Genomic DNA, 24,948 nt, shown 5'->3' with positions numbered 1-24,948 from the left:
CGGAGTGGCCTACGACTTCTCGGGCAAATGCACTTCCGCCAGCATACACCGGACGCTACCGCCCCCAATGGTTTCTATGGTAGGAATGGGCAAGGGCAGCAGCTCGCAGTAGTGGCCTAGAGCGTCTCGCTGCGCTAGGGTTAGTACGCTATATGCACTCTCCGACATAGCCAAAAGCTCCGGCCCTTCCGCCGGCCGTAGCGTGAGCATATTTCCCGCAAACCGCGACACTTGCTCCAGTGATATAGCAACAACTTGATGCCCTGTCTGCTGCAGGGAATTTACAACGGCGTTTCGCTCTTGCTCATCCCGAATGCTCTCTAGACAGACCACTGCAAACTTCGCTCCCACGCACATCATCACATTTGTGTGGTAAATATCCCAGCCCTGCTGGTCTACTGCGTGGAATACGACGGGCCGGTAGGCCAGTAGTTCGCATACCTCGGTGAATAACAGGGCATCCGTGCGGGGCGAAAGCGCAGCGTAGGCCACTCGGTGTTGGTGGTCGAAGATTATGCTCCCCGTGCCTTCCAGAAAGTGTCCTGCTTGCTCCCGGCCAGAGAGGTCTACCACTTCTTTGATGATAAACTGCTGGCCTAGCGCGGCCAATATATCCGGCCGGCGCTCCAACCGACGGTTAGGGGCGCACATGGGGTAGAGTAACGCCCGGCCATCAGAATGCAGGCTTACCCAATTGTTGGGGAATATAGAGTCGGGCGTGTGGGGTTCCGGGCTATCCTCAAAAACCAGCACCCGCACACCTTTCGCACGTAGCGTGTCCACTACGGTATCAAATTCAGCCTGCACCTTCCGCTGGATTGCTTCCGCAGGTTCACTACCTACTCGTTGAAAATGATTGGAAGCTGCCGTTTCGGGGTTGAAGGAAAACCGCACCGGCCGAACCAGAAATACAGTGGAAGCTGCTTGCATAGTGGTGAATGAACAATTGCTATATGGCGTGATGCCTGCTGTGTGAGTCCCAAAGAACAGTACTCGGGCTCAGACAAAGGGCAGTGGCGCTTCATTCAACTGAAATATTGGTAGATTAGGCACATATTCTCTCCTATAAATCCTCTTTAACATGTCACTGCGTTTGTCACTCTTAGGAGCCCTACTACTACCTGCTACTATTTGCCTGGCTCAGCAGCCTAGTATCGAGCAAGTTGGGGCCGCAGCACAGGCTAATTTGCAGGCCTTGGCCAATGGGTCTCCCACTGTAGTACCAAACGGCACCCGTAACGAAATACTTGGTTCACCCTATATTGACAACCGCTGGCTGTTGGCTAAGCTTGTTATGAGCAATAAAGTGCCACTGGCTCCGGTGCCCCTTAAGTATGATGTACTCAATAAGCGTTTACTCATGCGCTTAGTGGATCGTCCAAAAGACTCATTGCAACTGGATGACCGTCTGTTGGAAAGGTTTATACTACAGGAACCTGCCACTGGCATTACCCCAGCCAGGGAGCGAGTGTTCCGTCGTTTCACTGAAGCTGATGTTCCGAGTCAACGTACCCAATTCGTAGAAGTATTGCAGGAGGGTAAATACACCTTGCTCAAACAGTATATAAAGGTTCTCCGCAAGGCTCCTACGGGTGCTTACACAACTGGAAGCCGGCTTGATGAGGTAGAGGATAAGGTTGTTTATTATGTGCGCCGGACCGATGCGAAGGCCGTACCGGTAAAGCTAAATCTCAAGCAGATTGAAAATGCTGTACCAGAGCTTGCCAGTACGTTGCGCAGCACCCCGGGCGCCAAGAATGCCAAAACCGAAGCTGAGTGGACGGCCGTTTTTAAAACCCTAAACGCCCACCCCTAGGCACTTCGAGTACATAGACACAAAACAAAGAGAGCAGGCCTAGTGGCCTGCTCTCTTTGTTTTGTGTTTAAGCGAAGCTTAGGCGAGACGAACCTTTACGGCGCTCAGGCCTTTGCGGCCCTCTTCTACTTCGAACTCTACTTTATCGTTCTCGCGAATTTCGTCGATGAGACCGGTAGCGTGAACGAATACGTCTTGGCCGGTAGAGGCATCTTTGATGAAACCAAACCCCTTGGTCTCATTGAAAAATTTTACGGTTCCTGTTGACATGATGCGTTAGGAAAGGATTGATAAATCAGCAACTCGCAACGGAACTCTACTATTATTCAACACGCGAATGGATGGTAGCGACTGGAGACAATTTGCTTTGAAACGGCGTAAACGTACAGCTTTTATTTTATTTAGCTCCGCTTCGGCGCACTCAGGAGCCTGATCTAAACCTCCCCTGTTGACCAGCTATGCTGGTAGCTAACAGGTACCCTGACTGGTACTCAGAGCACCGGGCGTAAGGCATCTCGTCTCATCCAGCCTTTGGAAGTGACCTTTTCCCAATTGGTAAATGTGACGTACACGGCGTCGCCGTGCACTTCGCCCAGCCACACCTTGTCGCCCTGCACGCAGTGGGCTTTCCGGGGCTGAATTAGGTCCGGTGAATCGTAGAAATAAGAGCGCGCCACTTGCACTACCGCTTGCTGAGCACCGGAAGCTGCCGCGGCACTTGGCTGATCGGGCGCAACAGGGGTCTCCTCGTAGCTGAAGGCATCAGGTTCGGGCGTGGCGGCACGGACAGTGCGCGTGGGAGCTGCCTCAGAAACCAACTGGCCTAGCTCCTCCCGTTTCAGCCAGCCTGTTACTACTCTCCCACCGGGCACTCTAACTCGGGTCCGAACGAAGCCACTGCGCTCTTCTTCCCCGTAGAGCACGTCGCCGCGCAGTACGTATTGGCCATTCGGCTTCATTCCTGACTCGGGTGAATCAACAAAATACGCCGTGCCAGCCACTACCTGGTAGCGGCGGCCTGCTCCGGCAGTGGTGCTTGCCTCAGTAGGCACCGGATCGGAAGTAGCGGCTTGGCTTGTTGCGACGGGTGCCGCGGGTGGTTGACGAGCTTTCTGCTCATCGGAGCAGGCAGTCAACAAACCTACGCCAATAGCCATGCAGGCCGCTAGCTTACTAATTCGGCTACCGGAGCATGCAAGACGGGCACCCGCGTGGGGTGGGGCTCCGGGCTGCCTTGATGAAGAATTTAGGAGATGGCAATGCCTTATCATCGACGCAGTAGTTGACGGACGACGCCCGCATTTGCTTTTCTTACAGTGACCATGACTACTTCGGCAGCTTTAATCTGGCTGGCTGGGCACGGTAGAACAGCTGCCGCGCTGAGCCCTGCTGCTAGGCCTGGCCAAATAGGGTGTTCTCACGGGATTCATCAGCGGGAGCATCCGGAGAGGTGGCGGGCTTCACGGCGTCGCGGGGGAAAGTAGTAGGGGCTTGCAGCTTGTTGTGCTCATCAAACCAGGTACAGGTAACCTGCTTGAGCGTGAGTTTGACAATGGTCATAATGGGTCCGCCCGATTTTAATTGCACGGTATCACCTAGGTTCAGTAGCGCCATGATAAGGTAAATAGGGATGGTGTGACGGTCTATACGTGTACTTGTGCAATACTTTCTATAAACTTGACCAGTATTTTTCGGATAGATCTGTAGTAAGCCCCTAGCCTATTCTAATGAACAAACGCGCAATACTCAGTGCCTTATGCAGCCTCGCTTTCACCACTGCGGCATTTTCGCAAGCTCCGGTGGCAGCAAGTACAGCCGCTAGGCCAGTTCGGTCTGGCAATCCACTATTTCCGGGCTGGTACGCCGACCCAGAGGCGGTAATTTTTGGCAAGCAGTACTGGATATACCCTACTTACTCAGCCCCCTACAATCAGCAGGTGTTCCTGGATGCCTTTTCCTCACCCGACTTGGTGCACTGGACCAAGCACCCGCGCATTGTGGATACTACCAGCGTTAAGTGGGCACGCCGGGCTATGTGGGCTCCGGCCGTGGTGCAGAAAGACAGCAAGTATTATCTGTTTTTTGGGGCCAATGATGTGCACGAGGGCGAAGTTGGGGGTATTGGGGTGGCCGTGGCCGACCAGCCTGCGGGGCCGTTCCGCGACTACCTGGGCAAGCCGCTCGTTGGCAATATCCACAACGGAGCCCAACCCATTGACCAGTTTGTGTTCCAGGATGCGGACAAGCAGTACTACCTGATTTACGGGGGCTGGTCGCACTGCAATATTGCCCGCCTCAAACCCGATTTTACGGGGTTCCTGCCCTTCCCCGATGGCACCACCTTCAAGGAAATTACGCCCCAAAACTATGTGGAGGGCCCTATTATGTTTCGGCGCCAGGGTAAGTACTACTTTATGTGGAGTGAAGGCGGCTGGACCGGCCCCAACTATTCAGTGGCCTACGCCGTGGCTGATTCACCGCTGGGGCCATTCCAGCGGGTGGGCAAAATTCTACAGCAAGACCCTGCCATTGCCACCGGAGCCGGTCACCACTCCGTTATTCAGGTGCCGGGGAAAGATGAATGGTACATCGTGTACCACCGTCGCCCACTTACTGAAACCGACCAGAACCACCGCGTCACCTGCATTGATAAGCTACAGTTCGACAAGCAAGGACACATTTTGCCGGTGAAAATTACGCAGGAAGGCGTGGCGGCACGGAAGCTGTAGCAGGTAAGTTGGCGCGTGCATTCCTTATTAGTAGGCAAACGTACCTCTAAAGCAGTATCCCTGATTAACCCTTAATCTGCCATGCATATGCGCTTACTCGCTCTGGCTTACGTTTTTGCGGCCTCTTCCCTGTGGGGTTGCTCTTCCAAGGAATCCATCAAGTCCCACTCAGAGCCGACGGCGGCCGTGCTCGTCTTCTCTAAAACCAGCGGCTTCCATCACGAGTCAATCCCGGCAGGTATTCGGGCAATTCAGGACCTAGGCCAGGAGCACCACTTTCGGGTGGATACTACTACCAATGCCGGGCTGTTTACGACGGCTGGGCTGCAATCCTACCAAGCTGTTATATTCTTGAATACAACCCAAGATGTACTGAATGAGGCGCAGCAAACGGCCTTTGAGCAATACATCAGCAAGGGCCGCGGTTTTGTGGGCGTACATGCTGCTACCGATACAGAATACAACTGGCCCTGGTACGGGCAACTAGTAGGCGCGTACTTCAACGGGCACCCTGCCGTTCAAACGGCTACCGTTCAGGTGATTAACAGTACCCACCCTGCCACGAAAGGGCTGCCGGAACGTTGGTCGCGCACCGATGAATGGTACAACTTCCGCAACCTCAACCCCGACCTCACGGTGTTAGCCACGCTCGACGAAACCACTTACTCCGGCGGTACTAACGGCCCCAACCACCCCATTGCCTGGTACCATGAGTTTGCGGGAGGGCGGGCTTTCTACACGGCCGGTGGGCATTCTATCGAAAGTTTCAGCGAGCCGCTGTTTCGGCAACATCTTCTAGGTGGCATTCAATACGCTGTGGGCAAGTAATGGCGCGGTATGTACCCATTAGTGCTAGGCCACTGCCTACAGGTTAGGCACCCGGCGCAGTAGGGCCAGAGGCCAGCCCCCGCGGCCAGCCCTCAGGAGCAGCCGTGGCGGCAGGTTTGCGGCCGGTTCCAGTTTCGCGGAGCAACATGCTAGCCAACAGGGCCATGCTGGTGCAGCAAATCCAGAACAGGCCACCGGTGCGGAAGTGGGCGCTGGGGTCATCGGCGTTGCCCAGGCTTTGCCCATACACGTGGGCAAACAACGGCCCCAACACAGCCGAAACGCCAAACGTGAGGAAGTTCATGGCTCCAGTGGCACTGCCCTTCACTTCGTCGGGGTTGGCTTCTTTGATGATGGAATAAGGAATCATGGCGGCGCCAGAGGCTACCCCGAACAGGAAGAGGCTGACATAGAGCGGCAGCAGACCGGGCAGAAACAACTGTTGCAGCCCCACTCCTATCATGGCAGCGGCCCCACCAAACAGCACCGGCTTGCGGCGCCCGAGGCGGTCGGCGGCCCAGCCCAACAGCGGGCAGCCCACCACCCAACCCAACGGCACCATGGAGCAGGCCCAAGTGGCGGCGGCGTAACTCATTTGCTGATCTTGTTGCAGCGAAGCCACACCCCAGTTCATGGCGAAGATGGTAGTGGGGGCAAACAGCAAGCCCGCAATCAGCCCGCACAGGTATGACTGCGGATTACGAAACACGATCTTGTAGGGCTGCAGCAAGCCACCCGCCGCTACGGGTTGTCGGGCCTGCTCGGCGGCATCGTTGGGGGTGATGAAATACAAGGCTAGCGCCGTAGCCAGGTTGGCCAGGCCCATCAGCACCCAAAACAGGCGGATATCAAAGCCTCCGTGAATCAGTGGGCCCACTACCGACTGGCCTAGAGCCCCGCCCAGCATGCCCAGGCACTGCGTAGCCCCAATAGCCGTGGCTAAGGACCGGGCCTGAAACCCACGGGAGGCCAGGTACACGGCCCCCGTAAACGCAAAGGCCGAACCAGCGCCTTGCAGTAGTCGGCCACTGTTGCCGGCCAGTGAGCCGGGTAGGGCAAACAGCAAGCACCCCAGCGCCACAATGGTAACGCCCGCGGGCAGGGCATACTTGGCGCCCGTCCGGTCGAGGGCAATACCGGCCACCAGCCCGGCCAAGGAGTAGGTGTAGTAGTACGTGCCAAGGATGGAACCTACCTCGAGGTTGCTGACGCCAAATACGCTGGCCAGTTCCGGAATCATTACGGCCGGCCCCGAGCGCACGGCGTATTCCAGGAAGTAGAAAATAAGAGAAAACACCCAGGCAATGACATACGGCCGGGTGCTGCGCTCAGTAGAGAGTTCTGCCATGAGGAGGGGGCACTGGGCCAGCCCAAGCCTTGCAACCCGCCACCCCAGTACCAATATGATGCTAGGGTATGTACCCTGCTCAGGCCAGATTGTTTCGAGGCGGTGGCACCGGCTGCCCCCAGCGCAATACTTAGTTAGGTGCTTTCTATCCTCTGCCCCACACGCCAACTGCTTAGCATCCCGTGGGGACTGGCTAAGCCTAATCACCTGTCCTAGAGCGTAAATACCTCTCCACTATAGGTACGACAGCCACCAGTACGTATGCCGCTGCTTGAAGCGCTGGTACCAGCGGCAGGGCCAGTAGCATGCCAACACCACGGCGGCCCATACCACGTAGGTGCGCTCCAGGCTGGGGGCGTACTCCCTAGGCCAGGTGGGGGGCGCGGCAAACGACAAGTTGATTGCCTGCCCAAAGGCTAGTTGGGTCCAGAACCAGACGCCGAGACTAATCAGCAGCAGGTGTAGCACAAAGTAAAAGAATGGTACCTGACCGAAGGTGCGTAACCAGCCCGTCAGGCGGTTTTGGGGAGTCTCCAGCCAACTCAGCAGCAGTAACGATACCCCCAGCGTCAGGCAGATAAAAAGCAGGGAAGGCGGGTACTTGCTCACATTCAGAAAAGATAATACCGTGAACAACCCGCCGCGGGGCTGTACGCTCCAAGGGGCTGGGTCACCGTACCAGTTAGTAGCGCGCAGTACCACAAACAGGCCTAGCAGGCCCACTCCGGCCCAGCGCAGCAGGCGGGCCCGCTGGGGGAGTGGCCTAGCGAACCACGGCCCCACCACGTAGCCCGTCAGCATCACGCCCAGCCACGGCCCCACGGAGTAGGCTACTAGTATGGATGGGGCCGCCGGGCCTAAGGGCAACACAAAGGGAGAATTACAAAGCAGCGCCCGGCCAAAGTTGGCGGCTGTTACGGACTGAATGAAAGGCAGCGCATCGTGGCCGAGCAGGATGAGGGCGGCTAGCCCTGCCAGTATGGGCCGCGGCAGCCATAGCAACCCCGCCAGCAGCACCATGCCGCCGCCAATAACCCAGATAACTTCTAGCAAGACCAAGTTGTAGCTCCACTCCAGCAGGAAGGTGATGAGCACCACTTCCAGGGCTATGAGCCACAGCCCGCGCGTGAGCAGAAACCGACTAGTAGCACCCCGGCTGCTCTTCTTTTGCTGGAGCAGCCAGATGCTCACGCCCGCCAAAAACACGAAAGTGGGGGCGCAGAAGTGGGTTATCCAGCGGGTGAAAAACAGGGCGCCGCTGGCTTGGGTAAGATCCTCGGGCCGAAACGCGGTGGGGCTCCACAGCTCACGCACATGGTCGAGAGCCATAATCACCATCACCAGGCCGCGCACCACATCGATGGCCTGCACGCGCGAACGGGCTTTCTGTGGCAGGGCAGCTAATTCAATGGCTGATTGCATAGCAGAGGGGAGTAAGCACAAAGGTTGTGGTCAGGGCGACGTACGCATCACCCTGACCACAACCTTAAGCTACACACTACCCAACACTACTGCCCTATTGCATCAGCGTCCAACTGAAGTAAATGCCATTTTCCTGCTTCGGAGCTAACTCGGGCACTGGGTATGGGGTCCGTTTGCCATCGGGCGCAACGACCGTTAGGTTCTTATAGGGCACAAACACGTACACCCGGTCGCCGGGCTTGGCCAGCGGCATCATATCCGACAGGTCTACCGCCGTCTGGCTCACTCGTTTGGTGGGCAGCAGCGGCCGGCGCCCCCTAATTAGGGTCACCTCAGCATCAGAAAACTGGTAGCTGACCTTTTCTGCGCAAGCTGGGGCTGAGCTTACTTGCAGCGTTACTTGTGGCACCAGGGCGGCGCCGGTGTTCGGCACTTCCTGCTGGTCGCGAAATACTTTTACAACGGGCGTGGAGCAACCCGTTTGGGCAGTGGCAGCCTCAGCAGCTGCCAGCAAGGCCACTAGTGTTAGGGTTCTTTTCATCTGGATACTGGTTTACTTGATTAAAACACTAGAATCGAGGACGCGCATCAGCCACAAGTAGCAGATGCTCAGCAAGAACGACCATAATCAGACTGTAGTATATAGCTAACCCTATACTATGCAAGTATAGGCAACGTGAGAGCATGCCGCTTTAGTCTCATTTATCAGTTCCAGACTCAAGCAGCTACTCCTGCACCGGTATGGAGGCTGGTAGCGCCTCCCGAAGCCGGTCGCTGCTGAAGATGAACTGCACGGAGCTGCCACCGCAGTCGATATGAGTAATGTAGCTGGTGGCCCAGAGAAATTTCCGCGTCCGCACCGGCCCGAACGCCGACCACGGAATGCATAGCGGTGGGTGCCCGATGAAGAATATCTTCCAGGTGGTCAGCCACAGGCCTTCGGGCGTAACGCCAGTCCTGACGACGTTCTTGTAGTTGGCCATACCGATGCGCAAGTAAGCCAGCAGCATGCGGTCGAGGGTAGCGGGCACGGCCTCCGCGGCGTAGCACCGGGCCAGGCGCTGCCACCCCAGCTGCGACACAATAAAGCTCACGAGACTAAACAGCCCCACGAAGAAGATGGGGAACAACAGCGGAAGCCAGGGCAGAAGTGGGTGCATAGGTCATGCGTACGCGCTCAGCCCAAGAGAGTTAAATACACCGTACCTGGCCTAGGTCTCTGGCTCTCACCCTAAAGCTTCACGCCTAGGCCTAGTAAGCTACCGGCTGCGCGCCGATCAAGATTGCGATGGAGCAAACCAGCGCTGATACGCGGGTGCTACCAGTCGCTGCCACTCCGGGTGCCGCTTGAGGTAGGCGGTTACAAACGGACACAGCGGAATCAGTTGGCGATGCCGCTGCTCAACTTCCGCCAGCACTTTCTCCACTAAGGCCGTGCCTACCCCCTGCCCTTCCAGCTGGGCTGGCACCTCCGTATGAAACAGGGCTAGGGCTTCCTCCCGGTCACCATACTCCATAAAAGCGGTGGCATGGTTTACGGTCAGCTCGAAGCGGTGGCTGCCGGTGTTGTCGAGGAGGGGAAGGTCTTGGAGTTCGGGTTTCATAGAGGCCTAGCGGAGAGAAAGAATGGGCTATCGGGTGTCGACTACAAGTAAGCACGAAAACGGCGCCCCCGAAAGACACTCAAGCGCATTCACCAGCTGCCACACCCTAAATCAGTCCGTTTCAGAGCTACTCTTGGTTAGGCAGGAAGCACACATTGCACCCTCGGCCAAACCAGCGCTCTGCCGCCTCCCGTACTGCTGGCGCATCCGGTGCCCCGTCCGTAGCCCAGGCCACAAACCCATCGGGGCGGATGAGCAGGGCCCCTAGGCCTAGCGTCTCCTTGGCTTTGGCTGACACGTAGTTCAACTGCTGGCCGTATTCCTGGGCTAGTGTTTGTAGCACTGTATTCCCGTCGAAGTCTAGCAGCAGCCCCCGGCCATTACGCAGCAGCTCGCCCAGCGTCAAGCCATCTTCAAACTCGAAGTTTGGGGCGCTGTGGCCTACCAGGGGGTGGAAGCCGCCCAGGTCGTAGTGTGTAGTAGTGCCCCATACCCGCCCGGCAAAATAGGTGGCCCCGTCGCGGGTGTTGAGCAGATCCTGGATGATGCCACGCAACGCTTGCGCTTGGGGAGTTGGCTGCATGATGGCCACCTGAGCCCGGGACCAATCCAGCACCTGGGCACCGATAGGGTGCCGCTCGGAGTAGTAGCTGTCGAGCAAGCCTGCTGGGGCGTGGCCCTGGATGGTAGCGGCAAGCTTCCAGCCCAGGTTTAAAGCGTCGCCTAGGCCTAGGTTGAGGCCCTGCCCACCCAGCGGGGAGTGGATGTGGGCGGCATCTCCGGCCAGCAACACCCGGCCCTGGCGGTAGGCGGTGGCTTGCCGGGCGCGGTCGGTCCAGGCGGTGGCCATGTGCAGGGCCGTGATGGTGACGTCGGTGCCGGAGATGCGGCGCAGCAGCTCCTGCAGGTACTCCCGGCTGATGGGCTGTTGGCTCTGGTGAAATGCTCCACCGTCGAAGTCCTGCATGATCAGGTAGGCAGGCTGCTGCAGCCAGTACATACCCGCGGGCGTCAGGGTGCGGCCGGGCAGGAGCTTTTCGGTGTCGGCCAGCTCTACCTTGGCCGAATAGCCCGTAAACTCTGGCTCGGTACCGGCAAAGGCAAACCCACCTAGTTTGCGCACGGCGCTGCGGGCTCCGTCGCAGCCCACCAGCCACTGGCATTGCCACGTATGATGGCCGGCCCGCACGGTTACTAGGTCGTCGGTCTGTTGAAAGTCGGCAATGGCTAGTCCGCGCCTGATGGTTACGCCCAGAGATTCAGCGCGGCGGGCCAGCACCGTTTCCAGCTCCTGCAGCTCCGACATTAGCAGGGTTTCAGTAGAACCAGGCAGGCGGTACGGCCACTGCGCGGTGTCTATCTTATCGAACTGAAACTGCATGCCCGCGAAGTGCCCGCCGGGTTTGGTCTTGGCCTTCACACCGGCCGGTGCGGCATTTGGGGCAAAGGTGAAGTGTTTGGGCACCTGCAGCTCCTGCAGTAGCCCCCGGCGGTACAGTGCCTCAATGGAAAGCGCATTAAGCCCCCGTAGCCCGAAGGGCATTTGTTTCAGGGGTGAGTGCGGGTCTGCCGCCTTTTCCAGAACCAGGACGGAACAGTCCGCCAGGGCCAGCTCGCAGGCGAGGAACAGGCCTACCGGTCCGGCTCCCGCCACTAGTACATCGTAGGCCACCGGCTTGGGGGTGGCTGACTTATTTTCTAGGGTCTCGTTCATAAGTGCATGAGTGAGACGCAAAAGTCCGACTGGCCCCGGCGTTAGGCTTGTACAAACGCGACAAAAGCATCTGGCGCCACCTGCTGCCGCTGCCGGGCGTTGCGGGCAAAGGCGGCGGGCGTGGTACCGCTGTAGCGCTTAAACTCCCGGCTCAGGTGGGGCTGATCGGTGTAACCTAGCTCGTAGGCCAGGGCAGCCAGGTTGGCTTCGGGGTGCTGCCACAAGTGGTTGCGGGCCTGCTCAAAGCGCAGCAACCCCGACACATCTTTCACGCTGAAACCGGCCGCCTGCTTGAACTTGCGCTCCAGGGTGCGCACCGTGGCGTGGGCCGCCGCCGCTACCTGGCTTACTGGCAGCGTACCGCCTGCAGCCCGCATGGCCCCGCCCGCTTTGGTCAGGGTGCTATCCGCAGGTGCAGGCAGCTGGGCGTCCAGGAAATACTGCTGCACCCGTAGCAGCGCCTCCTCTACCCTACCCGCCGCAATCAGCTCCGCTAACGCCGGTTGCAGCCGGGCAATAGGATGCACGAAGGTGAGCACCCCACCCTCACCGGCGGGCAGCCCCAGCAGATCGAACACCCTCCAGGGGAAGCACCGAATACCAATGACTTCCAACTGGCTCTCCCCGTGTAAGCGCACCGTCTGGTTGAGCAACCCCATCAGAAACGGGGAAGGCAAGGGCTGCAAGCCGGCATCAGTAGCAACACTGCACGAGCTACCAAAATGGAAAATGATTTCCGCCGAGCCATCGGGCACAATCTCAAACCCCGCCGGAAACTCGGCTAAGTTGATGCTGGTGTACCAAAAGCCTTGAATAGTATCCTGTAACTCCGCCGGAGCTGCAATTCCCTGGTAACGCATGGTGAAAGATAGCCTGGTTGGGTCGGACAATGTTCAAATTAACCCACTCTTCCCTCGGCATTGTATTCCGCCCTTTTTTACCTCTTCGCTAACGCACATCTGTGCTGCGCTAGCGAGAATTCATTCTTAGTGGCCTAGCAACCCTAATTATAGAGACCAGCTTTCATTTCAAGCAAAATTTACGCTACAAGCTTGCGTCAGTTGGCCTAGTGGCAAAGCGGCTATTAGAGGGCTATGGGCAGACTTTCTCACTGTTTTACTGTCGGGTTACGGAAGCCGACTGAAAAAAACTTGCCTTCCTGTCGAGAACAAGCCAAGAACCACCTCGTAAGTCATTGATAGACAACCAAAAAATCTTGGATTATGGCTGCAAAAAAACGTTCCTCCCGCCCCTACGCAGAGTCGGCCGGATATTCGCCTAAAACGCCTGCTACCGGTACTTCCCTGGTTAACGTGGGTCCTACTGAGCGCGTGCTTTCCACCCTGGCCGGCGCGGCCCTGGCCTACGCGGGCATCCAGAGCAAATCGAAGGCGGGCGGCGCGGCCCTGGCCGCACTGGGGACCGGCTTGGCCTTCCGGGGTGTAGCGGGCTATTGCCCCCTGAACGACGTGTTCGGGCGCGACTCCGCTGCCAAGCAGCCCAAGCCTATCGAAATCAAGGAAACGTTTACTGTGTACCGCGACATCGACCGGGTGTACGGCTACTGGCGGCGCTTCGAAAACCTACCAAACTTCATGGAGCACCTCGAAAGCATTGAGGAGCTAGACCAACGCCGCTCGCACTGGGTGGCCCGTATTCCGGGTGGCCTAGGCACGGTGGAGTGGGACTCAGAAGTCACGCGGGATGAGCCCAATCGGCTGATTGCCTACCAGTCGTTGCCCGGTCCGCAGGTTGATCAGTCGGGCGAAGTGCGGTTTCGGCAGGCCGAGGGCGGCAAGGGCACGGAGCTGCAGGTAGTAATGCACTACCGGGCACCACTCGGGGCCCTAGGCCAGGGCGTGGCAAAGCTGCTGAACCCAGCTCTTTCGGAGCTGATTCGTAGCGACATCCGCCGCTTCAAAATGATGATGGAAACCGGCGAAGTGCCCACCATCGAAGGTCAGCCCTCAGGCCGCGGCCACGACAAAGGCTAGGCCACCCAGCACGCATCTTTTCGTTCTTCACCCAAATACTCCGACTATGAAAGCACTCTGCTGGGTAGGCACCAATAAATTAAGCGTTGAGCGGATTCCCGATCCGGAAATTCTGAACCCCCACGACGCCATCATCCGGGTTGGCTTATCATCTGTTTGCGGCTCCGATCTGCACTTGCTCGACGGCTACGTGCCCACCATGCGCGAGGGCGACGTCATCGGCCACGAGTTTATGGGCGAAGTAGTGGAAGTAGGCCCCGCCCTGAAAAACATGAAGCGCGGCGACCGGGTGGTGGTAGCATCGGTGGTAGCCTGCGGGGGCTGCTGGTTCTGCGATACGGGCCAGTACTCGCTCTGCGACAACGGCAACGCCCACGCGGCCGTGGCCGAAAAGGCCCTGGGCTACCCGGGGGCCGGCATTTTTGGCTACTCGCACGCCTTTGGGGGCTATTCTGGGTCGCACGCCCAGTACATTCGGGTACCATTTGCCGAATTGGGCTGCTTTAAGATTCCTGATGGTGTAGGCGACGAAAGCGCCCTGTTCTGCTCCGATGCCTTCCCCACGGGCTTCATGGCGGCCGATATGTGCGGTATTGAGCCCGGCGACATTGTGGCGGTGTGGGGTGCCGGCGGCGTGGGATTAATGGCCATGCACTCTGCCTACCTGCTCGGTGCCTCTCGCGTTATTGCCATTGATAGGTTCCCTGAGCGACTCGCCATGGCCCGCAAACACGCCCGCGCCGAAACGCTCAACTACGAGGAGGTGGACATTCTGGAGGCGCTAAAGGAAATGACCGGCGGCCGCGGCCCCGACCGCTGCATCGACGCCGTGGGCATGGAGGCCCACACGACCGGCGCCGAGCATTACTACGATCTGGTAAAGCAGCAGCTTAAAATAGAAACCGACCGGCCCGCGGTGCTGCGCCAGGCCATCATGGCGTGCCGCAAAGGCGGTACGCTAAGCATTGTGGGTGTGTACGGCGGCCTGATCGATAAATTCCCGATGGGCGCGGCCATGAACAAAGCCCTGACGTTCCGGATGGGCCAGATGCACGCCCAGAAATACATTCCGCGCCTGCTCGATTACGTGCAGGGCGGCTCCGTCGACCCGGCGTACCTGCTCACGCACCGCTGGCCCCTGGAGCGCGGCCCCGAAGGCTACGACATGTTCAAGCACAAAACCGACAAGTGCGTGCGCGTGGCATTCCAGCCATAGGCCTAGCTTGAAGCCAACAGAAAAGGGAAGCGACTTTGCTTCCCTTTTTATTTGATCGACTTGTCAGTTGAGAAGAAGCAGGTGACCTAGTTGGCATACTTGTATTGCGTGGCTACCAACTGGCAGGGTCCTTTACCGGAAACCTCACACCAACGCACGCTTAGCAGGGGAAAAAGAACTCCACTTCCTGCAACCGGCCGTTTCTAAATACCAGGTTCAATGAGGCATCGGTTAGCTCACCTTGGTCCTCAAACGGTAGGTTAACTACTTGCTCGTCGCGGTTGGTGTTTGTTTCTTCCGCTTGCCGGGCGGCTCGGGGGTAATAGCGGCGCAGGTCTTCCAGGGTGGTATTTTGGTCGAGGGTGAGCTTGCCCAGCTTGCCGCTAAACTGGCCCGTGGTTACGTCGAAGGTGTGCAGGAGGGCGTGGGTGCCATTCACCTCGTATATGGTCTTGCCATACAACCACCAGTCGCCTGCTGGGGCATCGGCGGGCAGGTCTAGCTGGCCCCCACACTCCACGGCACCTTTATCCACGCTGTTGGGGCGGCCGAGCTGGCGTTCCAGGGCCTGTGTGGTCAGCTCCCGGTTGGGCTGCCCGTTCACGGTAACGTCGCTATCCTGAATCCGCTCGGGGGTAGTTGTTTCTAGGCCACTCTCGGCGGCAGCTGGTGAATTAGGCGCTGCCACCGGCGCCGCTGCCTCTTTTGCTGCTGGGGGTGTGGGGTTGCTTTGGCAGGCGGCCAGGGCTAGCAGCCACGCTGAAAGAAGTACAGTTGATTTCATCGAGTAAGGATAACGCACACCACCTCAGCTGCTCTTGGGGCCTTTTAGGCAATGTGTATTCTAGCGGCGCAAGATAGACTGACTCAATAACAGTGAGGTCGGATGGAGCAAATCAGCTAAATAAAAACGTCATGCTGAGCTTGTCGAAGCACCTCTACCGCTTCTCTAGGCCAGTGGTTAGCCAGAGGTAAAGATGCTTCGACTCCGCTCAGCATGACGTGCTATACTTTTATCAGGAAGCTTCCACGCGCTTACTCGCGGATGCTTACGCCAAGCCGCTATTTCAGCTTGATGCCTTGGTCGGCCATGGCCTGCTCCTGCTTGGCGTGGTTGGCCAGAAACTCTTGGTGCTGGGCCTCGGTGCGCTCGGTGCCGAGGCTTGCCAGGTGCTCGCGCAGCTTGTCGGCGGGCATGTCGGCGCCGTAGGAGGGCGTGCCCGGCTGCTGCCGCCACGACTCGTGCAGAGTGCCATCGTCCACGGCATCGAAGCCTAGCTCTTCTACCAGTTGCATTACTTTCTGTTTGGCGGCGGCATCGTCACTCGCCACGGGCAGGGCAATGCGGTCGGGCGTGCCGGCGGGCTGGCCCTTCTCCACAATGTGGTGGGCGTAAATGTTGTTGAACACCTTCACCACCGGGCGGCCCAGGTGCTGCTGTACCCAATCGCTCTCGGTGAGGCTGCCGGTTTCCAGTTCCTCAATCCGGCCGTCGCGCAGCATGGGATAATAGTTGCTCGTGTCGATGATAGGCACTTCCTGGGGCACGCTGGCCAGCAGGTCCTTGGGTAGGTCAGGAATGTTTTTGAGCGGGATGGTTACCACGATGAGGTCGGTGCCGTGCTGGGCGGCTTCCTCGGCCGTCACGGCCTTGGCGCCCGTCTTCTGCTCCACGTCCTTGAGGGTTTCCGGTCCGCGGGAGTTGGCAATATACACTTGGTGGCCTAGGCCAGTGAGCCGCACAGCCAACGCGCTGCCGATGTGGCCCGCGCCAATGATTCCAATGTTCATGGGTTGCGTTGTTTTGGTTCAGGCGCCGGCCAAGTGCCGCCGCAGGGAGGTAAACAGCGCAAGCAGGCGTTTTGCTTTTTCTAGGGCAAGGCCCTTAAACAAACAACGCCGCCTGGGTTTCCCAGGCGGCGTTGTATTTCCTTAACGGTACCGGCCAGCAGCGCCAGTGGCACTCGGCCGGACAGCGTAGCAGGCGAGCTAGGCAGCCCGCCTACCTGCTACTTCAGCTTGATGCCTTGCGCCTGCATGGCCTGCTCCGCCTTGGCCTGGTTGGCCAGGAACTCTTGGTGCTGGGCCTCGGTGCGCTCCGTGCCGAGGCTCTGCAGGTGCTCGCGCACTTGGTCGGCGGGCAGATCGTTGCAGTAGATGGGGCCGCCGGGCTGCTGCCGCCACGACTCGCGCATGGTGCCGCCGTCGAGGGCGTCGAAGCCCAGCTCTTCTACCAGAGCCATTACTTTCTGCTTGGCAGCGGCATCATCAGAAGCCACGGGCAGGCCAATGCGACCGGGCGTGCCGGCGGGTTTCCCGTTCTTCTCGAGGTGCTCGGCGAAGATGTTGTTGAACACCTTCACTACCGGGCGCCCCAGGTGCTGTTGCACCCAGCCGCTTTCGGTCAGGTCGCCGGTTTCCAATTCCTCAATCCGGCCGTCGCGCAGCATGGGGTAATAGTTGCTCGTGTCGATGATGGGCACCTCGGCCGGTACGCCTTCGAACAGGTTTTTGGGCAGGTCTGGGATTTTCTCCAGCGGAATGGTCACCACAATGAAGTCGCTGCCGCGGCGGGCTGCTTCCTCAGCCGTTACGGGGGTAGCGCCGGTTTTCTGGGCTAGGTCCTGCAGCGTCTCGGGGCCGCGGGAGTTGGCAATGTATACAGAGTGGCCTAGGTCAGTAAGCCGCACGGCAAGGGCACTGCCGATATGGCCGGCACCAATAATTCCGATGTTCATAGGTTGTGTTTTTTGGTTCGTGCGCTGGTAATGTGCCAGCGTAGGGAGGTAAACAGCGGAAGTGGGCGTTTTGCTTTTTTTCTTTTAGAGATAGTCTAAAATGAGTAACGCCGCCGAAGAGCACCTTTGGCGGCGTTAACATTGGTTTGTTACAGGTGAAGTAGAAGGATAGCTTGCGCCTCAAAACCCGAGCTACTTACCTATTCATATGAGAGTTGTACAGTAGGATGATGAGAAGACTAATCTATGCGCCTTGGAAAGAATAAATCTATGTTATTTGGATCTCGTTTCAAGAATTCTTCATAACTCAAATTATGAGAGAAATACTTTTCAGAATGTTTTTTTACTTCATTTAAGAACTCCTCCGGATTTAATATTTCACAAATTATTGATGTAAATTCTCGTTGCAGTCTTACTAAATGATGTTCATATTTACAAACATCCTTACTTAAAAATATATTATAACTGAATACAAGAAAATCTAGTGTCAAATTCCTGTAACCTCTATATGCTCTAGGTTTTTTATCACCAAACCCGTCACCCTTATCAATATTTGGGAAATAAAGCCTCCCAATTTCTATTTGTGATGAAAGCATTGACAACAAATTTGCTTTCTTTAATTCGTACTCATATTCCACACCGGAAACATCATATTTTGAAGTCAACAACAGTCGCAATTCTATTAATATCTTTGTAGTCTCTGAAAACCATCTCAAGATTACATTCTGATAATCTCTTTTGATTTCATATCTCTTTAACTTAGCCTCATGATCAGCTTGTGAATAAGCGTAGCTCAGTGAGGTTTTTGACTGATAATAAGAGTAGATTAAAGCAGCTATTGCGACTAATGCTGATAGTATTGATCCTATGGCGGATAATAAATCAATTAATTTCTCTTCCATGTCATTTTTTGTTATCGTAATTATCTGAACAAGTGGTTGATTATTGTTTATATACGAAGAATTTTCACCCCGCGCTCCTGAGCTACCCGCTGAGCCAGTTCGTAGCCAGCGTCGGCATGGCGGAAGACGCCCATGCCGGGGTCGGTGGTGAGGACGCGGCGCAGGCGCTCGGCTTTTTCGGGGGTGCCGGTGGCTACTATCACCATGCCGGCGTGGGTGCTGTTGCCGATGCCCACGCCGCCGCCGTTGTGCAGGCTCACCCAGTCGGCGCCGGAGGCTGTGTTGGCCAGAGCGTTGAGCAGGGGCCAGTCGGCCACGGCATCGGAGCCGTCCTTCATGCCCTCGGTTTCGCGGTTGGGCGAGGCCACAGAGCCGCAGTCGAGATGGTCGCGGCCGATGACAATGGGGGCCGAGACTTCGCCGCGGGCCACCAGGTCGTTGATGACCAGGCCGAACTTCTCTCGCTCGCCGTAGCCCAGCCAGCACACGCGAGCCGGTAGGCCAATAAAGGGCAATTTGGCCTGGGCCTTTTCAATCCAGCGGCGAAGCATCTGGTTATCGGGGAAGGTTTCGAGCAGGGCGCGGTCGATGCGCAGAATGTCTTGCGGGTCGCCGGAGAGGGCAGCCCAGCGGAACGGGCCTTTGCCTTCACAGAACAGCGGGCGAATGTAGCCGGGCACGAAGCCGGGGTACAGGAACTGCCCGTGCTCGTCGCGCACCCGTAAGCCACCTTTCTCGGCCTGTCCGCGCAGGTTGTTGCCGTAGTCGAGGGCCACGGCCCCGCCGGCCTGCATGTCAATGATGGCCTGGCAGTGCTTCACGATAGAGGCCAGGGCTTGGCGCTTGAACTCCTCCGGGTTATCCTTGCGCAGCTGCAATACCTGCTCGATGTCGCCCTCGGGAATGTAGTCCATCAGGTCGTGGGCCGAGGTCTGGTCGGTTACAATGTCGGCCTTATAGCCTCGCGCCAGCAGTTCGGGCAGCACGGTGGCGGCGTTGCCGGTCAGGCCGATGCTCCAGCCTTGGCGCGCCTGCTTGTACTGTGCCAGCAGCTCCAGGGCGTGGTCTAGGTCGCGGGCTTGCTCGTCTACGTAGCCTTCGCGCACCTTTTGCTTCACGCGGGCGTCAATGGGCTCGATGACTAGGCACACGCCGTCGTTCATGGTCACAGCCAGGGGCTGGGCGCCACTCATGCCGCCTAGGCCTGCCGTAATGGTAACGGTGCCGGCCAGCGTGCCGCCGAAGTGCTTGTCGGCCACGGCGGCGAAGGTTTCGTAGGTGCCCTGCAGAATACCTTGGGTGGCAATGTAAATCCAGGAGCCAGCCGTCATCTGCCCATACATCATTAGGCCCAGCTTATCCAGCTCATCAAAGTACTCCTGGGTGCTCCAGGCGGGCACGATGTTGCTGTTGGCAATGAGCACCCGCGGGGCGTGGGCCCAGGTGCGAATCACGCCCACGGCCTTACCCGACTGCACCAGCATGGTTTCGTCAGCTTCCAGGTTCTTGAGGGTGCTTACTATGGTCTGGTACTCCTTCCAGTTGCGGGCGGCCCGGCCGGCGCCGCCGTACACAATCAGCTCGTCGTACACCAGGCTCACGGCGGGGTCAAGGTTGTTTTCCAGCATGCGCAGGGCCGCTTCTGCTTCCCAGGTTTTGCAGCGCAAGGTGGTGCCATGCTGGGCGCGCACAGTTTCCGTGGGCTTGTACTCGTAGTACATGGGGCGCACCGCACCGCTGGTCCTTCCCCCTAAGGCAGGGGTGCCAGCCAATTGCTGTGGTTGAGAATTAGCGTCGTCGGAGTGGCTGGTGGCTTCGAGGTTCAGCTCAGGAGTGGCGGCTGGGGCGGGCGTGTGAGGCATGGCGGGAATGGGATGGGGTGGAACGGCAAGTTATTGATTTTGCAGAGCGCCCAACTGTTGTTTTTGCAGGGGTGGCCACGCCTGGTGCAGCACCGAAAATCCGCACCCAGCGAGCGGTTCGTCTCAGGCATTCTCCTCTTTGCAAACAGCCCCTTGAATAACTGGCCTAGCGAAAGTTGCTCACGTGTGGTGGCTGACACTAGAACGCCGCCGACCCAACCCAATACATGACGTGCAGGCTGCGGCCAAGGCCAGTGGATAGTTGTACTACAACGAACTACTGAAGCTAGGCCACTCATGAGGCGCGCATTGTATTGCAGGGCAACACGTCCCCTGCCCTGCTCAGGTTTGGCAGCCAGAAGCCGGCGCTAGGCCACTCTCGGGCAGACAACCCTCATCTCATTACAAGTTTTTTAAATACAACTTTTCCATGCCCGCCAATCCTATCTCTTCCGATAAAATCTAAACTAATAAACACTAAATGAAGCACAACAGTAGCAACCACTATGCATGCCTGCAAGCTCAACAACTATAAAAATACCAATATTTTATAACGCTAAAAATGGTTGTCATTTCCTGGTTTAGAGTATAAAGCCTTGGTCTGCGCGTCGGCTTGACTTGCAGCTTGCTCTACCTATCCACTCACCCCCTTTCTTTCCTTAACACCATGAAAAAGACCTTGTTTCTCGCCCTAGCGGCGGCATCATTTACGTTTGCCTCCTGTGGCGGCAATCAGCAAGAAAGCGGCGCAAGCGGCTCGGGCGGCGACTCGGGTGGTGGCTCCAGCACTGAAGGCAGCTCCAGTTCCTCCAGCTCCGGCTCTGGCTCCATGGATGCCTCCGGTAGTGGCGGCGGTAGCATGAGCAGCGACACCAGCTCCATGGGGGTTGGCTCGGGTGGTGGCGGCACCACCAGCAACGGCGACCAAAGCGCTGGCGGCACTACGGGTGGCTCAACCGGAGGCGGCTCTACTGCGGGCGGTTCTACATCCGGTAGCACAGGGGGTGGTTCCACTGCGGGCGGCAGCACAGCAGGCGGCAGCACGGCGGGCGGTTCCACTACGGGTGGCAGCACCGCTGGGGGCTCTACAGGCGGCAGCACTGCCGGTGGGGGCACTACGGGCCGCTAGGCCACTATTCCTACCTTAAACCACTTAAAGCCTCTCCCAAACCGGAGAGGCTTTTTTGTTGGGTTACCTCTACGCAGCTGCTACCTAAGTTTCTCAAAACAACTTATTGTTCAGCTACATATAGCAACTACAGGTAACAGTGGCACAAAACCAGGGTGAATTTCGTGTCTTGACAGCAGGTATACCGAGCGATGAAAGCTGAACAGTATAAAAAAAGCAAGATTTTATTAATTAAAATCGGGTTACCCTTTCCTCTTCCGGGTATGAAGGGAGAATTCTCAGCCGGCTCCCGGCGAGTATTTTCATTTGAAACCCAACCATTTCCAACCTACACCATGAAAAAAGTTCTGTTTTTAGCTCTGGCTGCGGCCTCGTTCTCTTTCGCTTCTTGCGGTGGTAACAATGCTGGCGAAGGCAGCGAAGCCGGCGCTGGCTCCGAGTCTTCTTCTTCCTCTACCACCGAAACTACCATGAGCACCGACTCGACCATGAGCGGTGATGGCGCTGCTAACAGCGACATGGGTGCTGGCTCTACGGCTGGCGGCGGTGCTAGCACCGGCAGCACGGGCAGCACTGGTTCTACCACGGGTGGCTCTACTTCGGGCAGCACCACGTCGGGTGGTTCTACGGCCGGCGGCTCTACTGCTAGCTCCACTACGGGCGGCACTACCGGCACCACGGCTGGCGGCTCAACGGCTGGTTCTACGGCTGGCGGTTCTACCGCTGGTGGCTCCACTTCGGGCAGCACGGCTGGTACTACCACGGCTCAGTAAGCTCTCTTTGCCTTCTTGAGGTTTCTGACCTTGCACAAAAGCCTCTCCCTCGGGAGGGGCTTTTTGCATTTCGGCCCCGCGGCAGTAGGCTCTGGCGTAATAGTTTTCCGGGGGTGCCTTACCCTTCAGCGGTAAATCTGCGTACTGCTTGCTACACTTAACCGACTGACGAGTATGAACCAAGTAGCCGCTGGCGTAACCCAGCTTCAGATCCAACGCTTTGTCAACGTGTACTTCGTGGAAACCGGCACGCCCGGCGAATGGGTACTGGTGGATACTGGCCTACCCGGCTCCGAGAAAGATATTATTGCCACCGCCGACAAGCTATTTTACCCCGGCACCCACCCCGAGGCCATTATCCTGACCCACGGCCACATGGACCACTCGGGTTCAGCGCAGGCCTTGGCCGAGCATTGGAAAGTGCCTGTGCTGGCGCACCCCCTGGAAATGCCTTTCCTGACGGCCCGCGCCGTGTACCCGCCCGCCGACCCCACCGTGCAGGGCGGGGGCTCCCTGGCCTTTGTGGCGCGGTTCTTCCCGCCGCAGTCGTTCCAGCTCTCTGATTTTGTGCAGCCCTTGCCGGGCAACGATACCGACCCACCCTTCCTGCCCGACTGGCAGTGGATTCACGTACCAGGCCACGCGCCGGGACAAATTGCTTTGTTCCGGGAGAAAGACCGCACCCTGATTGGGGCCGACGCGTTTGCCACTGCCAACCACGAGTCGGTGCCCCAGTTGCTGCTGCAGGTGCCCAAAATCAGCGTGGCCGGCGCGCCCTTCAACTACAACTGGCAGCAGGTGAAAGAGTCGGTGCAGAAGCTGGCGGCTCTGCAACCCCAGGCCGTAGGCTGCGGGCACGGCCCCGTGATTAAGGGCGCCGAGGCAGCTGCTGGGTTGCAACGCCTGGCTGATGAGTTTCCGATGCCTACTTCGGGCCGCTACGTGCAAGACCCCGCCCGCCTTGATGAGAACGGAGTGGCCTACCTGCCCCCTGCCCCCTCCGACCCCATCCGGACCAAGCTGGCCATTGCTGGGGTGGGACTGGGCGCACTCGTGGGCACGGCCCTGCTCATTAAAAAGCAGCAAAAGAAAAAGCAGAACGAGTACCCCAAGAAATATCCCGACCCGGAGCGTATTTACCGCACCGGCGAAAAGCCCTTCGTGCATGGCCGCGAGGTGGTAGTTCCCGGCAAATACGGCCGGTAAAATGATAAGGCCCGTGCCATAGCACGGGCCTTTTTTTATGCGGGCGGCGCTAGGCCTGCTTGCTTGCCGCTAGGCCACTCAGGAAGGCCGTGATGATGGTGGCGGCCAGCCGTGCCGTTTGGTTATCGCGGTCGAAGACGGGGTTGAACTCAACTACCTCAAACAACTGCACCTGCTCACTACGACCGGCCAGGAAGGCGGCCTCAGTAGCTTGGCGGGGTGTAAACCCATCGGCACTCGGGGCCGATACGGCTGGCGCGTAGGCCTCGGCGCAGCCGTCTATATCAAAGCTCACAAACCCCGGCCCTTGTAGGCGGCGCAGGGCGCGTTGCATATACTCGGGCATGCCATCGGCCTGCACGTGCGCCAGGGGCACAATGTGGGCGCCCTGCTGGTGCAGAAAGTCAATGTCTTCCCAGGTATTGAGGTTGGAGTGCAGCCCAATTTCTGTGAAGTGGGCACCGGTTAGTATGCCTTCGCGCAGCAGCTTGCCGAAGGGGGTGCCGCTGCTAATAATGTCGGGCTTATCCTTCACGTCGGCGTGCGCATCGAGGTTGATACCACTTACTGCCTGACCATTGTGAGCATCAGCGAGGCCGCGCACGGTGCTGTAGGTGCCATCGTGGGACCCTCCCAGCACTACTACTCGCGGGTACTGGCCTAGGAGCCGCGCCAGCTCCTGCCGAATGGTTTGGTGGTTGCGGGCGTGCTCGGGGTGGCCTAGCGCGAGGTTGCCGGCATCGGCAATGCGCAACGCATCGAGGTGCACGTTGTGCTCTAGGTTGTAGGTTTTATGGTAGCGGCGCAGTTCCCGCCGGATGGCATCGGGGGCTCCGGCGGCACCCGCGCGGCCCCCTTCCAGCACCGTACCGAAATCGAGGGGCAGCCCTACCAGGCACACATCTGCCGCGGGCAACTCGGCCGCCGGCCGGATTAGTTCTCTCAGAAAAGTAGCCATAGCCGTACCTGTATTGCCAGGCCCGAAATGTAGCAGATTCCGCGGGCACCCAGCACAGGCAACCTTCTGGCGTGACCGTTCCCGCGGGGCACTGGCCCCGGATACCCAAGCAGAATAGGTCAATGCTACTGGCCTACACCCACCGACAAGGGGCGTCAAACCCGGCTCCCTCCTGAGTTGTGCCGGGCTTCTGCGCAGAATTCATAGGCGGCCTGCGGTGGTAACTAGTACCTTGCAGCATGATACTTCGTGTTTTTCTACTGGCCCTTCTGCTGGCCGCGGCGGGGCCAACGGCGTGGGCGCAGCGCACGGCCAAGCCAGTGCCCAAGCTGGCCCCTTCCTTCTTTACCACCTATACCTACCTCTCCTACTCTATCCTCGACATAGGCACCAGCCCGGAGCCGATGGCGGCACAGGGCGTGGGCGGTACCCTCCTGCTCCGCCCCGATGGCACGTACCAGAAGCGCCTAACCCTCTCGGCCAATGGCGGCCCGATGCGCTTCGATCAGGATGGCCGTTTCGTGTTTACCGGCGACCAAATCACGTTTTCCTACACGGATAAAAAAGGGCAAGCGCGCACCGACCAGGGCCGTTTTCAGCTGCGCAACGGGCTGCTGACACTCACTATTGAGGGCTACCCCGCCGGCAACAAGAGCATCTACACGCTACGGCAGCAGTAACAGGGGTAGCAATAAAGTAGTAATAGCCC

Annotated in this window: 26 protein-coding genes; 9 read left to right on the top strand and 17 right to left on the bottom strand. The window is 58.2% G+C overall.

Annotated elements, in window-relative coordinates; genetic code table 11:
- Nucleotides 1-9: 9 nt before the first annotated feature.
- Entirely contained in the window at nt 10-930 is a 921-nt protein-coding gene (gene ctlX / locus EU556_RS12135; protein WP_135434368.1) for a citrulline utilization hydrolase CtlX, read from the bottom strand.
- A gap of 256 nt (nt 931-1,186) precedes the next feature.
- On the opposite strand from ctlX, the gene EU556_RS12130 reads away from it, so the two are divergent.
- The gene (locus tag EU556_RS12130) at nt 1,187-1,816 is read left to right on the top strand and encodes a hypothetical protein (protein WP_135434367.1); all 630 of its coding nucleotides are present in this window, start codon (nt 1,187-1,189) and stop codon (nt 1,814-1,816) included.
- Nucleotides 1,817-1,894: 78 nt separating this feature from the next.
- Here the strand turns inward: EU556_RS12130 and EU556_RS12125 are convergent, their stop codons facing one another.
- The 3 genes from EU556_RS12125 to EU556_RS12115 form a co-directional block, all read right to left on the bottom strand.
- Nucleotides 1,895-2,086, bottom strand: a complete 192-nt coding sequence (locus EU556_RS12125) for a cold-shock protein (RefSeq protein WP_135434366.1) — start codon at nt 2,084-2,086, stop codon at nt 1,895-1,897.
- A gap of 221 nt (nt 2,087-2,307) precedes the next feature.
- Nucleotides 2,308-2,973 carry a hypothetical protein gene (locus EU556_RS12120; protein WP_135434365.1) on the bottom strand — a complete coding sequence of 222 codons (666 nt, stop codon included), beginning with the start codon at nt 2,971-2,973 and terminating at the stop codon, nt 2,308-2,310.
- Between the two features lie 235 nt (nt 2,974-3,208).
- Nucleotides 3,209-3,430 carry a YodC family protein gene (locus EU556_RS12115; protein ID WP_135434364.1) on the bottom strand — a complete coding sequence of 74 codons (222 nt, stop codon included), beginning with the start codon at nt 3,428-3,430 and terminating at the stop codon, nt 3,209-3,211.
- A gap of 113 nt (nt 3,431-3,543) precedes the next feature.
- On the opposite strand from EU556_RS12115, the gene EU556_RS12110 reads away from it, so the two are divergent.
- Together EU556_RS12110 and EU556_RS12105 are read left to right on the top strand one after the other, a co-directional pair.
- Nucleotides 3,544-4,545, top strand: a complete 1,002-nt coding sequence (locus EU556_RS12110; protein ID WP_135434363.1) for a glycoside hydrolase family 43 protein — start codon at nt 3,544-3,546, stop codon at nt 4,543-4,545.
- An 87-nt stretch (nt 4,546-4,632) separates the two neighbouring features.
- Nucleotides 4,633-5,373 carry a ThuA domain-containing protein gene (locus tag EU556_RS12105; protein WP_135434362.1) on the top strand — a complete coding sequence of 247 codons (741 nt, stop codon included), beginning with the start codon at nt 4,633-4,635 and terminating at the stop codon, nt 5,371-5,373.
- 43 nt (nt 5,374-5,416) lie between these two features.
- Here the strand turns inward: EU556_RS12105 and EU556_RS12100 are convergent, their stop codons facing one another.
- The 7 genes from EU556_RS12100 to EU556_RS12070 form a co-directional block, all read right to left on the bottom strand.
- On the bottom strand, nt 5,417-6,721 hold the full coding sequence (locus EU556_RS12100; RefSeq protein WP_135434361.1) for an MFS transporter: 1,305 nt from the start codon (nt 6,719-6,721) through the stop codon (nt 5,417-5,419).
- A 234-nt stretch (nt 6,722-6,955) separates the two neighbouring features.
- A complete protein-coding gene (locus EU556_RS12095) occupies nt 6,956-8,143 on the bottom strand; it encodes a DUF1624 domain-containing protein (RefSeq protein WP_135434360.1) in 1,188 nt (395 codons plus the stop codon).
- Between the two features lie 94 nt (nt 8,144-8,237).
- On the bottom strand, nt 8,238-8,684 hold the full coding sequence (locus EU556_RS12090) for a hypothetical protein (RefSeq protein ID WP_135434359.1): 447 nt from the start codon (nt 8,682-8,684) through the stop codon (nt 8,238-8,240).
- A 184-nt stretch (nt 8,685-8,868) separates the two neighbouring features.
- On the bottom strand, nt 8,869-9,303 hold the full coding sequence (locus EU556_RS12085) for a hypothetical protein (protein ID WP_135434358.1): 435 nt from the start codon (nt 9,301-9,303) through the stop codon (nt 8,869-8,871).
- Between the two features lie 117 nt (nt 9,304-9,420).
- The gene (locus EU556_RS12080; protein WP_135434357.1) at nt 9,421-9,747 is read right to left on the bottom strand and encodes a GNAT family N-acetyltransferase; all 327 of its coding nucleotides are present in this window, start codon (nt 9,745-9,747) and stop codon (nt 9,421-9,423) included.
- A 127-nt stretch (nt 9,748-9,874) separates the two neighbouring features.
- On the bottom strand, nt 9,875-11,461 hold the full coding sequence (locus EU556_RS12075) for an FAD-dependent monooxygenase (protein ID WP_135434356.1): 1,587 nt from the start codon (nt 11,459-11,461) through the stop codon (nt 9,875-9,877).
- 41 nt (nt 11,462-11,502) lie between these two features.
- Complete coding sequence (locus tag EU556_RS12070; protein ID WP_135434355.1) at nt 11,503-12,321, bottom strand: helix-turn-helix domain-containing protein; 819 nt, start codon at nt 12,319-12,321, stop codon at nt 11,503-11,505.
- A gap of 363 nt (nt 12,322-12,684) precedes the next feature.
- Here EU556_RS12070 and EU556_RS12065 point away from each other — a divergent pair, with 363 nt between their 5' ends.
- Nucleotides 12,685-13,455, top strand: coding sequence for an SRPBCC family protein (locus EU556_RS12065; RefSeq protein WP_135434354.1), 771 nt, complete (start codon nt 12,685-12,687; stop codon nt 13,453-13,455).
- Between the two features lie 46 nt (nt 13,456-13,501).
- Nucleotides 13,502-14,671, top strand: a complete 1,170-nt coding sequence (locus EU556_RS12060) for a zinc-dependent alcohol dehydrogenase (RefSeq protein ID WP_135434353.1) — start codon at nt 13,502-13,504, stop codon at nt 14,669-14,671.
- 160 nt (nt 14,672-14,831) lie between these two features.
- Here the strand turns inward: EU556_RS12060 and EU556_RS12055 are convergent, their stop codons facing one another.
- The 5 genes from EU556_RS12055 to hutU form a co-directional block, all read right to left on the bottom strand.
- Nucleotides 14,832-15,455, bottom strand: coding sequence for a hypothetical protein (locus EU556_RS12055; protein WP_135434352.1), 624 nt, complete (start codon nt 15,453-15,455; stop codon nt 14,832-14,834).
- Nucleotides 15,456-15,733: 278 nt separating this feature from the next.
- Nucleotides 15,734-16,462: an NADPH-dependent F420 reductase gene (locus EU556_RS12050; protein WP_135434351.1), complete on the bottom strand. Its 729-nt coding sequence runs from the start codon at nt 16,460-16,462 to the stop codon at nt 15,734-15,736.
- Between the two features lie 218 nt (nt 16,463-16,680).
- A complete protein-coding gene (locus tag EU556_RS12045) occupies nt 16,681-17,448 on the bottom strand; it encodes an NADPH-dependent F420 reductase (RefSeq protein ID WP_262709655.1) in 768 nt (255 codons plus the stop codon).
- Between the two features lie 200 nt (nt 17,449-17,648).
- A complete protein-coding gene (locus EU556_RS12040) occupies nt 17,649-18,311 on the bottom strand; it encodes a hypothetical protein (protein WP_135434349.1) in 663 nt (220 codons plus the stop codon).
- 47 nt (nt 18,312-18,358) lie between these two features.
- The gene (hutU, locus tag EU556_RS12035; protein ID WP_210116266.1) at nt 18,359-20,173 is read right to left on the bottom strand and encodes a urocanate hydratase; all 1,815 of its coding nucleotides are present in this window, start codon (nt 20,171-20,173) and stop codon (nt 18,359-18,361) included.
- 667 nt (nt 20,174-20,840) lie between these two features.
- Here hutU and EU556_RS12030 point away from each other — a divergent pair.
- The 3 genes from EU556_RS12030 to EU556_RS12020 all read left to right on the top strand — a co-directional run bounded on the left by EU556_RS12030 (nt 20,841) and on the right by EU556_RS12020 (nt 23,281).
- Nucleotides 20,841-21,302 (top strand): hypothetical protein, encoded by a 462-nt coding sequence (locus EU556_RS12030; RefSeq protein WP_135434348.1) that lies wholly within the window; start codon nt 20,841-20,843, stop codon nt 21,300-21,302.
- Between the two features lie 335 nt (nt 21,303-21,637).
- Entirely contained in the window at nt 21,638-22,075 is a 438-nt protein-coding gene (locus tag EU556_RS26060; RefSeq protein ID WP_167855556.1) for a hypothetical protein, read from the top strand.
- Between the two features lie 174 nt (nt 22,076-22,249).
- Nucleotides 22,250-23,281, top strand: coding sequence for an MBL fold metallo-hydrolase (locus tag EU556_RS12020; protein ID WP_135434346.1), 1,032 nt, complete (start codon nt 22,250-22,252; stop codon nt 23,279-23,281).
- Between the two features lie 49 nt (nt 23,282-23,330).
- Here EU556_RS12020 and EU556_RS12015 read toward each other — a convergent pair whose 3' ends face one another.
- Entirely contained in the window at nt 23,331-24,239 is a 909-nt protein-coding gene (locus EU556_RS12015) for an arginase family protein (RefSeq protein ID WP_135434345.1), read from the bottom strand.
- A gap of 239 nt (nt 24,240-24,478) precedes the next feature.
- On the opposite strand from EU556_RS12015, the gene EU556_RS12010 reads away from it, so the two are divergent.
- Nucleotides 24,479-24,919 carry a hypothetical protein gene (locus EU556_RS12010; RefSeq protein WP_135434344.1) on the top strand — a complete coding sequence of 147 codons (441 nt, stop codon included), beginning with the start codon at nt 24,479-24,481 and terminating at the stop codon, nt 24,917-24,919.
- Nucleotides 24,920-24,948 lie beyond the last annotated feature (29 nt).

The sequence above is a fragment of the Hymenobacter fodinae genome (genome assembly GCF_004745825.1).
Lineage (GTDB): Bacteria > Bacteroidota > Bacteroidia > Cytophagales > Hymenobacteraceae > Hymenobacter > Hymenobacter fodinae.
This window is presented reverse-complemented; position numbering and strand designations above follow the sequence as displayed.

What these genes read in the sequence shown, in the direction of transcription:
- ctlX (WP_135434368.1), bottom strand. Translation starts at nt 930, where the DNA reads ATGCAAGCAGCTTCCACTGTATTTCTGGTTCGGCCGGTGCGGTTTTCC.
- EU556_RS12125 (WP_135434366.1), bottom strand. Translation starts at nt 2,086, where the DNA reads ATGTCAACAGGAACCGTAAAATTTTTCAATGAGACCAAGGGGTTTGGT.
- EU556_RS12120 (WP_135434365.1), bottom strand. Translation starts at nt 2,973, where the DNA reads ATGGCTATTGGCGTAGGTTTGTTGACTGCCTGCTCCGATGAGCAGAAA.
- EU556_RS12115 (WP_135434364.1), bottom strand. Translation starts at nt 3,430, where the DNA reads ATGGCGCTACTGAACCTAGGTGATACCGTGCAATTAAAATCGGGCGGA.
- EU556_RS12110 (WP_135434363.1), top strand. Translation starts at nt 3,544, where the DNA reads ATGAACAAACGCGCAATACTCAGTGCCTTATGCAGCCTCGCTTTCACC.
- EU556_RS12105 (WP_135434362.1), top strand. Translation starts at nt 4,633, where the DNA reads ATGCGCTTACTCGCTCTGGCTTACGTTTTTGCGGCCTCTTCCCTGTGG.
- EU556_RS12100 (WP_135434361.1), bottom strand. Translation starts at nt 6,721, where the DNA reads ATGGCAGAACTCTCTACTGAGCGCAGCACCCGGCCGTATGTCATTGCC.
- EU556_RS12095 (WP_135434360.1), bottom strand. Translation starts at nt 8,143, where the DNA reads ATGCAATCAGCCATTGAATTAGCTGCCCTGCCACAGAAAGCCCGTTCG.
- EU556_RS12090 (WP_135434359.1), bottom strand. Translation starts at nt 8,684, where the DNA reads ATGAAAAGAACCCTAACACTAGTGGCCTTGCTGGCAGCTGCTGAGGCT.
- EU556_RS12085 (WP_135434358.1), bottom strand. Translation starts at nt 9,303, where the DNA reads ATGCACCCACTTCTGCCCTGGCTTCCGCTGTTGTTCCCCATCTTCTTC.
- EU556_RS12080 (WP_135434357.1), bottom strand. Translation starts at nt 9,747, where the DNA reads ATGAAACCCGAACTCCAAGACCTTCCCCTCCTCGACAACACCGGCAGC.
- EU556_RS12075 (WP_135434356.1), bottom strand. Translation starts at nt 11,461, where the DNA reads ATGAACGAGACCCTAGAAAATAAGTCAGCCACCCCCAAGCCGGTGGCC.
- EU556_RS12070 (WP_135434355.1), bottom strand. Translation starts at nt 12,321, where the DNA reads ATGCGTTACCAGGGAATTGCAGCTCCGGCGGAGTTACAGGATACTATT.
- EU556_RS12065 (WP_135434354.1), top strand. Translation starts at nt 12,685, where the DNA reads ATGGCTGCAAAAAAACGTTCCTCCCGCCCCTACGCAGAGTCGGCCGGA.
- EU556_RS12060 (WP_135434353.1), top strand. Translation starts at nt 13,502, where the DNA reads ATGAAAGCACTCTGCTGGGTAGGCACCAATAAATTAAGCGTTGAGCGG.
- EU556_RS12055 (WP_135434352.1), bottom strand. Translation starts at nt 15,455, where the DNA reads ATGAAATCAACTGTACTTCTTTCAGCGTGGCTGCTAGCCCTGGCCGCC.
- EU556_RS12050 (WP_135434351.1), bottom strand. Translation starts at nt 16,462, where the DNA reads ATGAACATTGGAATCATTGGCGCGGGCCACATCGGCAGCGCGTTGGCT.
- EU556_RS12040 (WP_135434349.1), bottom strand. Translation starts at nt 18,311, where the DNA reads ATGGAAGAGAAATTAATTGATTTATTATCCGCCATAGGATCAATACTA.
- hutU (WP_210116266.1), bottom strand. Translation starts at nt 20,173, where the DNA reads ATGCCTCACACGCCCGCCCCAGCCGCCACTCCTGAGCTGAACCTCGAA.
- EU556_RS12030 (WP_135434348.1), top strand. Translation starts at nt 20,841, where the DNA reads ATGAAAAAGACCTTGTTTCTCGCCCTAGCGGCGGCATCATTTACGTTT.
- EU556_RS26060 (WP_167855556.1), top strand. Translation starts at nt 21,638, where the DNA reads ATGAAAAAAGTTCTGTTTTTAGCTCTGGCTGCGGCCTCGTTCTCTTTC.
- EU556_RS12020 (WP_135434346.1), top strand. Translation starts at nt 22,250, where the DNA reads ATGAACCAAGTAGCCGCTGGCGTAACCCAGCTTCAGATCCAACGCTTT.
- EU556_RS12015 (WP_135434345.1), bottom strand. Translation starts at nt 24,239, where the DNA reads ATGGCTACTTTTCTGAGAGAACTAATCCGGCCGGCGGCCGAGTTGCCC.
- EU556_RS12010 (WP_135434344.1), top strand. Translation starts at nt 24,479, where the DNA reads ATGATACTTCGTGTTTTTCTACTGGCCCTTCTGCTGGCCGCGGCGGGG.